Source organism: Campylobacter sp. 2018MI34, from assembly GCF_016598975.1.
Classification (GTDB): Bacteria; Campylobacterota; Campylobacteria; order Campylobacterales; family Campylobacteraceae; genus Campylobacter_D.
This window is the reverse complement of the sequence record NZ_JAENKS010000018.1, coordinates 20,421-28,003: the sequence shown is the minus strand read 5'-3', so window position 1 is coordinate 28,003 and position 7,583 is coordinate 20,421. Positions and strand designations below refer to the sequence as shown.

The window sequence follows — 7,583 nt, the reverse complement described above, 5'->3', positions numbered from 1 at the left end:
TTTATGAAAGTGAAAAAGAACTTAATTTAAAAGCTTTTTTAAAAGATAAATTAAATGCTTATATGATACCTAAACGTTTTATAAGACTAGATAGTTTTAAACTCAATCAAAATGGTAAGATCGATAGAATTTATTTAAAAAATAATTTAAGGAAAGAAAATGAAAGAAATTGAGCAATTTTTTATAAAGATTGGTAAAGAAAATATAGATAAAGATTCTAGAAATTTAGTAACTAATGGGTTAATTGATAGCCTAGATATAATGAAACTTATTACAGAAATTGAAAATTTTTATGAAAAAGAGCTTGATTCTGATTTTATGGATATAGATAATTTTGAAAGCTTTGAAGATATAGAAAAAATGATTAAAAAGGCTTTTAATTTATGAAAGTAATTACAATCGGAACTTGTGAATCTGTATGGAATAGTCATTTTGTAAAAGGTTTGAAAGAAAATGGCATAAATGTCAATAGCTTAGCTTTTCCATCAATGCATCCTGCAGGATATATCTATCAGCTTTATCTAAAAAAAAATCAAAATATTATTAAAGAAGTAAATTTAATTATATTTCATATTACCACTAGAGCTTTTTGCAAAAACGATGAAGTATTAAAACACAATTTAGCTTTTTATGAAATTGTTTATAAAATTTTAAGCAATTTACAAAAAAAAGTTTTATTAATACAATGGCATCATTATATATACGCTGGAGGTAAAAATAATGTATTTCATAAAATACAAGCTGAAAAATACGGCTTTAATTTTATAGATACTTACGATTTTTGCATAAAAGAAAACTTGATGGATTTTTATACTAAAATTATTGATGCTGAGCATTCTATACCATTTATATATTATAAAATGGCAGAAAAAATTGCTAAAAATTTAATACTTTTTAAAAAACCGAAGAAAATTTCAAACTTAAATATTCCTCATTTTCAAACTGTAAATTTAGATGAAATTATAGATATGGATAATAATTTTACAAGCATAAGAACTCATCTTTATCGTGAAAATATTTATAAATTAGAAGATCAAAAAAAATTAAAAATTAATTTTCCAAAAAAATATCATAAAATGAAAATTATTGGGGTGTATACGTGGAATGAAAGTTTTACACCAAAAAGATATTGTTCTTGTTGTGTATTTGAAAATAAAGATCTTAAAAATGCTATATTTTCATGGTATCATCAAAGCTTTAGATTACTTGATTATGATTTTATTATTAATGGAGAAATTAAAATTCATACTTTCTTTGATGAAAAAGTAAAAAAACCAAGATATGATACATATAATCAAAATTATGAAAATAATCATAGAGTTGGAATTGTAGGATTTTTACTTATTTCACAAGATGCAATTTTAACAACAGAAATACCACAAGAAACAAGCTTTAAAATCTCAAGAACTTATGATTTTAGCTATTTTTACGAATATTTAAAAGAATATAAAATATTTACAGAACAATACAATCAAAAACGAGATCCTATAAAATCAATCCCTTTACGAAACCAAATCAAAGAAAAAGATAACACTATCTCTACTTTAAATCAAGAAAAAATAATTTTACAAAACGAGCTTAATTCTCTACCTATTAAAAAACAAAACTTAGAATTAGCCAATCTAGAACAAGATTTAATCTTTAAAAAATTACAAAATAAGAAGTTGGCTAAACAAATGGGTATAAAATTAAATACTATAATACCTAAACTAACTATGATAAATCCAAATTCAGCTAAAGCAAGAATTCATAATCATTTATCTTATAAATTAGGGCAAGCTTTAATAGAAAATTCAAAAAGTGTATTTGGATATATAAGAATGCCTTTTATTTTATCTTATATAGCGGATAAACACAAACTTGAACAAAAAATATATAAAGAAAAAATAAAACAAAACTCAAGCTTTACTTTACCACCATTGGAAACTTATCCTGATTATAATGAAGCTTTAAAAGAAAAAGAATGTTTTACTTATAAATTAGGTGAAGCTTTTATAAAAGCAAGTAATAATTGGTATGGGGGGGGGTATATCAAATTTATATTCCAAGATGTGCCTAGGTTGAAAAAGGAGTTTGGAAAAAGCTAAAATTAGATAATTTACTTATCTAATAATCCTATCAATTTATACTTAAGTATTTAACATAACGCTTAAAATTTTATAAATCTTTAAAATTAAAATAAAATTTTTAATTTTTTGATAAAATTATAAAAATTTTTATAAATATAAAGAAAGAATTTTATGGATAATTATGAATTTAATGAGCTTATTAAAACTCTTAAAAATAAAGTTAATAATATCGCCTCTATTATAAAACCACACGATATAGAAAAACGCTTAAAAGAAATAGAAGAATTAGAAAATTCTCCAAGTTTTTGGAGTGATGTTAAGCAAGCAGGTATTATAGGCAAGGAAAAGACAAAAATATCTAATCTTTTAAAAAACTATGAAAATGCTTTTAATGCTGTTAATGATGCTAGCGAACTTTTTGATTTAGCCAATGATGAAAATGATGAACAAATCTTAAAATCTTTATTTGATGATGCCTCAAAACTAGAAGATACTATCACTAGTCTTGAAATTTCTATGCTTTTAAGTGGAGAAAATGATAGTAAAAATGCAATAGTTTCTATACATCCAGGAGCTGGTGGAACAGAAAGCAATGATTGGGCAAGTATGCTTTATAGAATGTATTTAAGATTTTGCGAAAGAGAAGGCTTTAAAGTTGAAACTTTAGATTTTCAAGAAGGTGATGAAGCAGGACTTAAAGATGTTAGTTTTTTAGTTAAAGGTGAAAATGCTTATGGCTATTTAAAAGCTGAAAATGGAATTCATCGTTTAGTAAGAACTTCTCCTTTTGATAGTGCAGGACGTCGTCATACTAGTTTTTCAAGTGTTATGGTAAGCCCTGAACTTGATGATGATATTGAAATTGAAATTGAAGAAAAAGACATAAGAATTGATTATTATAGAGCAAGTGGAGCTGGTGGCCAACACGTTAATAAAACAGAATCAGCTGTAAGAATAACTCATATGCCAAGTGGGATCGTAGTGCAATGTCAAAATGATAGAAGCCAACATAAAAATAAAGCCACTGCTTTTAAAATGTTAAAATCAAGACTTTATGAATTAGAACTTATGAAACAACAAGATGCTAATAATACAAATGAAAAAAGTGAAATTGGTTGGGGACATCAAATAAGATCTTATGTACTTTTTCCTTATCAACAAGTCAAAGATAACCGATCTAATGAAGCTTTTTCTCAAGTTGATAATATCTTAGATGGAGATATTAAAAAAATGATAGAAGGTGTTTTAATTGCTTTAAAAAATCAATCATAAATTATCAACTATATAAAAATATGCTGGGATATTTATCTTAGCATATGGATCTATCTCGGCACTTTTATACATATCCTCATCATTAATTTTTGTAATAACACCGACTGGAATTCCGGCAAAAAATACACCATCAAGACCACTTGTTAAAATTTCATCACCTACTTGGATTTTAGCCCATTTAGGAATAAAATTAACATAAGTTTTACCGCCACGACCTTGAATCAAACCGGGGGCTTTATCTTTTCCAATATAAACTGAAAAAACACATTGACTGTCACCTTGCAATAAAGCCATAGCACGTCCATCTTTATAGATAGAAATACCTGCAGTAAATCCCTTATAAATAAGTCCTCTATTTTTACTTTCATAATTCTTTACTAAATCAAGCCATACTCTTTTATAATCATTAATTTGAACGTAAGATATGGCTCTTACTAAAGAAATTCTTGGAAAATATTGAGTTGAATTTCTATCTTCTAAAAGGCGATTTAGTTCATTAGCAAAAGTGGTAGCTAAAATACTTGAATTTTCAAGCTCTTGATTTCTTTTTTTTAAATAAGAAATCTGCTCTGCTTGATTAAAATGTTTTGAAATATTATTATAAACGTATTCTTTAATATTATAAAAATTTCCAATTACTAAATCATTAATCCAAAGGACATTCTTTTTTATTATCCCTCCATAATAAAAAGAAATAAAAACCAAAAAAGCTAAAATTAAAATATAACGAATTCTACTCTTCATTAGTTAGCTGTTGCAATAATGAAATTTCCTCTAAAGCCTTTCCTGTTCCTTTTGCTACCGCTAAAAGAGGTTCATCAGCTATATAAACTGGAAGACGAACAATTTCACTTAAATACTTATCAAGTCCTCGAATAAGCGCACCTCCTCCTGTTAAAACAACTCCATTTTCAACAATATCTGAAGCTAAATCAGGTGGCATCATTTCAAGTACCATTTTTAAAGCATCTGCAATTTCTTTAAGTTGTTCTTTTATAGCTTCTCTTACATCTTCGCTTGTAAGCTCAATACGACTTAACAAACCACTTACCTGATCACGTCCTTTAACAACCATTGATAATTCTTTCATAAGTTGAATAGCTGATCCTATAGTGATTTTAATCTCTTCTCCGGTTCTTTCGCCTATTATTAAATTATATTTTTCCTTAACATAATTTACTATACTCATATCTAGCTTATCTCCAGCGGTGCGAATAGACTTTGAAATAACAAGCCCACCTAAAGAAATGACTCCTATTTCAGTAGTTCCCCCGCCTATATCTACAACTAAATTTCCCTTTGGTTCTTGTATAGGTAAATTCGCTCCAATAGCTGCTGCCATTGGCTCTTCGATCAAAAATACTTCTCTAGCGCCAGCACTTAAAGCACTTTCTCTAACAGCTTTTCTTTCAACTTGAGTTAAGCCATAAGGAACTGAAATAATAATTCTAGGACGCAAAAAAGATTTTCTACGATGTGTTTTTTCTATAAAATAACGAATCATTTTTTCTGTCATATCAAAATCAGCTATAACACCATCTTTCATAGGACGAATGGCTTCTATATTACCTGGGGTTTTTCCCACCATATCTTTAGCTTCTTTTCCTACAGCTAAAATTTTAGCTTTGCTTCCGTATCTTTCACGCTCAACCGCTACTACAGAAGGTTCATTAATTACTATGCCCTTATCCTTAACTAACACTAAAGTATTAGCTGTACCCAAATCTATCCCCATATCACTAGAAAAAAATCCTATAAGTTGATCAAGTATCATTCTTTTCCTTTATTATCTGTTTTTTTAATAAATAAAGCCTTTTCATTATCACAAACTACACCTTTTGTAATAATAATGTCATAATTTTTATATTCAGGAAGCTCAAACATTAAATCAGTCATTATTTCTTCTATAATACTTCTAAGTCCTCTTGCTCCAGTTTTTCTTTCTAAAGCTAATTGTGCTATTGCTCTTATAGCATCTTCTTCAAATTTTAATCTTACCCCATCAATTGCAAAAAGCTTTTGATATTGTTTTATAATGGCATTTTTAGGTTCAGTTAAAATTCTTATCATATCCTCTTCATTTAATTCATTTAAAGAAGCAATCACGTGCAAACGTCCTATAAGCTCCGGTATAAGCCCAAAATGCACAAGATCATCAGGCTCAATTTTTTCCATTAGATTTTTATCTTTTTCTTTTTTATCATCAAAAAAACCAACAATTTTATCACCCAATTTTCTTTTTAATATAGTTTCTATTCCATCAAAGGCTCCACCACAAACAAATAGGATATTAGAAGTATCTATTTGAATAAAATCTTGATTTGGGTGTTTTCTACCACCTTTTGGAGGAATATTAACCAAAGAACCCTCAATAATTTTAAGCAAAGCTTGCTGCACCCCTTCTCCACTTACATCACGTGTAATTGACCTATTCTCACTCATCCTTGCAATTTTATCAATTTCATCAATAAATACTATGCCTTTTTGAGCACGTTCTACATCACTATCAGCAGCTTGTAATAATCTAGTTAAAATATTTTCAACATCTTCTCCAACATATCCTGCTTCAGTTAAAGAAGTAGCATCACAAATAGCTATAGGAACATCTAAAAATCTTGCCAAAGTTTGAGCAAGTAAAGTTTTGCCACTTCCAGTAGGACCTATCAATAAAATATTTGACTTGAATAATTCTGTATCATCCTCGCTTAAATGTGTTTTAAAAAGTCTTTTGTAATGATTATAAACTCCAACGCTAAAAACTTTTTTAGCTCTTTCTTGTCCTATAACATAGCGATCAAGATAAGCTTTTAATTCTTTTGGAGTTAAATCTTTAAAATGATTATCTTCTTTTTGATTTACTTCTTTTAAATTTTTTTCTTCACCAAAAATTAAAGTATAAGCTCCTTCAACGCAATATTCACAAATAAAAGCATCACCATGCTCATTTGAAATTATTCTTCTTTGCGAATTCTCTACCTCATCGCAAAAACTACATTTTTTAGCCATTATTTTTCCTTTTATAAATAGGTATCCCTCGCTTTGTTTCTAAAATAAATTGACACATTTTATTTACATTTTCACTTAAATTTTTTTCTAGCAATTCTTGGGCATTTTCTTTAATATTGCCTTTATTAAATAAAAATTTATAAGCTTTATTTAATCTTTCTACTTCATCTTTATCAAAACGTCTTCTAATTCCTACTAAATTAAGACTTCTAATGCTTGCACGATTGCCTTCAGCTAAACAAAAAGGAACTATATCTTGAGAAAGTGCCGATGCACCAGCTATCATACAACCTTCTCCAACTTTAACAAATTGATGTATAGGAGTTAATCCACCAACGATAACATAATCACCTAATTCAACATGTCCTGCTAAGGTTGCATTATTAGCTAAAATAATATTATTGCCTAAAACACAATCATGTGCAATATGACAATAAGCCATAATAAAAGCATTATCTCCTATGGTTGTAAATCCATTTGCTTTTTGTGTTCCTGAATTTATTGTCACAAATTCTCTAATAATTGAATTTTTACCTATATTTACACCACTTATAATTTCATCTTTTTTATAAGAAATATCTTGAGGAATATCTCCTACAATAGCATAAGAAAAAATAGTAGAATTATTTCCTATGCTTGTATGAGCTAAAACTCTTGCTCCTTGTTTTATAGTGACATTATTGCCTAATTTTACATTTTTTCCTATATAAGCATAAGGCTCTATAACAACATTTTCGCCTAAAATAGCTCCTTGCTCAATGACTGCACTTGGATGAATATTTTTCATTTATCAATTATCATCGCTTTAAGTTCTGCTTCTGCAACTAATGCACCATCTACAAAAGCTTTTCCTTGAAAAATCCATAAATTTCCACGATTTTTTACAACACTCATTTCATAATCAAGTCTATCTCCAGGGCGCACTGGATTTCTAAATTTTGCTTTATCTATACCAGTAAAATACACTACTTTACTTTTAGGATCAACCTTATCTTCCATACTTTCAAAAGCTAAAACTCCTCCAGTTTGTGCCATACCCTCTAAAATTAATACTCCTGGATAAATAGGATGATCTGGAAAATGTCCTAAAAAAACTGGATCACTAATGCTAATATTCTTATAGCCTCTAACTACTTGTGATTTTTGAAGATCAATAATTTTATCTACTAGCAAAAAAGGATAACGATGGGGTAAAATTTCTTGAATTTGTGATACATTTATCATTAAAAGCCTTCA

At 28.1% G+C, this 7,583-nt stretch carries 9 protein-coding genes; 4 read left to right on the top strand and 5 right to left on the bottom strand.

Translation table 11 applies throughout. From position 1 onward, the window contains the following. The 4 genes from JG676_RS08970 to prfB all read left to right on the top strand — a co-directional run. Positions 1-173 (top strand): hypothetical protein (locus JG676_RS08970; protein WP_200217604.1); only part of this gene is annotated, 173 nt, incomplete at its 5' end. Then, positions 160-387: an acyl carrier protein gene (locus JG676_RS05800; protein ID WP_200217603.1), complete on the top strand. Its 228-nt coding sequence runs from the start codon at positions 160-162 to the stop codon at positions 385-387. The genes JG676_RS08970 and JG676_RS05800, both read left to right, overlap by 14 nt. Next, on the top strand, positions 384-2,087 hold the full coding sequence (locus JG676_RS08965) for a hypothetical protein (protein ID WP_246801799.1): 1,704 nt from the start codon (positions 384-386) through the stop codon (positions 2,085-2,087). Before JG676_RS05800 ends, JG676_RS08965 begins: the two co-directional genes overlap by 4 nt. Before the next feature lie 153 nt (positions 2,088-2,240). Then, positions 2,241-3,341 carry a peptide chain release factor 2 gene (prfB, locus tag JG676_RS05790; RefSeq protein ID WP_200217602.1) on the top strand — a complete coding sequence of 367 codons (1,101 nt, stop codon included), beginning with the start codon at positions 2,241-2,243 and terminating at the stop codon, positions 3,339-3,341. Here the strand turns inward: prfB and mreC are convergent. Genes mreC through fabZ form a run of 5 tightly spaced genes read right to left on the bottom strand, consistent with a single transcriptional unit; the run spans position 3,336 to position 7,571 of the window. Then, positions 3,336-4,085, bottom strand: a complete 750-nt coding sequence (mreC, locus tag JG676_RS05785; protein WP_200169781.1) for a rod shape-determining protein MreC — start codon at positions 4,083-4,085, stop codon at positions 3,336-3,338. The two genes, prfB and mreC, sit on opposite strands and share 6 nt — an antisense overlap. Further along, positions 4,075-5,115 carry a rod shape-determining protein gene (locus tag JG676_RS05780; protein ID WP_131163032.1) on the bottom strand — a complete coding sequence of 347 codons (1,041 nt, stop codon included), beginning with the start codon at positions 5,113-5,115 and terminating at the stop codon, positions 4,075-4,077. The genes mreC and JG676_RS05780 overlap by 11 nt, the downstream gene beginning before the upstream one ends. Next, positions 5,112-6,347 carry an ATP-dependent Clp protease ATP-binding subunit ClpX gene (gene clpX, locus JG676_RS05775; protein ID WP_200217601.1) on the bottom strand — a complete coding sequence of 412 codons (1,236 nt, stop codon included), beginning with the start codon at positions 6,345-6,347 and terminating at the stop codon, positions 5,112-5,114. The genes JG676_RS05780 and clpX overlap by 4 nt, the downstream gene beginning before the upstream one ends. Beyond that, entirely contained in the window at positions 6,340-7,134 is a 795-nt protein-coding gene (gene lpxA / locus JG676_RS05770; RefSeq protein WP_200217600.1) for an acyl-ACP--UDP-N-acetylglucosamine O-acyltransferase, read from the bottom strand. Before lpxA ends, clpX begins: the two co-directional genes overlap by 8 nt. Continuing rightward, positions 7,131-7,571: a 3-hydroxyacyl-ACP dehydratase FabZ gene (gene fabZ, locus JG676_RS05765; RefSeq protein ID WP_200169784.1), complete on the bottom strand. Its 441-nt coding sequence runs from the start codon at positions 7,569-7,571 to the stop codon at positions 7,131-7,133. Before fabZ ends, lpxA begins: the two co-directional genes overlap by 4 nt. Positions 7,572-7,583 lie beyond the last annotated feature (12 nt).

Coding starts and splice junctions, on each gene's coding strand:
- JG676_RS05800 (WP_200217603.1), top strand. CDS start 160: ATGAAAGAAATTGAGCAATTTTTTATAAAGATTGGTAAAGAAAATATA.
- JG676_RS08965 (WP_246801799.1), top strand. CDS start 384: ATGAAAGTAATTACAATCGGAACTTGTGAATCTGTATGGAATAGTCAT.
- prfB (WP_200217602.1), top strand. CDS start 2,241: ATGGATAATTATGAATTTAATGAGCTTATTAAAACTCTTAAAAATAAA.
- mreC (WP_200169781.1), bottom strand. CDS start 4,085: ATGAAGAGTAGAATTCGTTATATTTTAATTTTAGCTTTTTTGGTTTTT.
- JG676_RS05780 (WP_131163032.1), bottom strand. CDS start 5,115: ATGATACTTGATCAACTTATAGGATTTTTTTCTAGTGATATGGGGATA.
- clpX (WP_200217601.1), bottom strand. CDS start 6,347: ATGGCTAAAAAATGTAGTTTTTGCGATGAGGTAGAGAATTCGCAAAGA.
- lpxA (WP_200217600.1), bottom strand. CDS start 7,134: ATGAAAAATATTCATCCAAGTGCAGTCATTGAGCAAGGAGCTATTTTA.
- fabZ (WP_200169784.1), bottom strand. CDS start 7,571: ATGATAAATGTATCACAAATTCAAGAAATTTTACCCCATCGTTATCCT.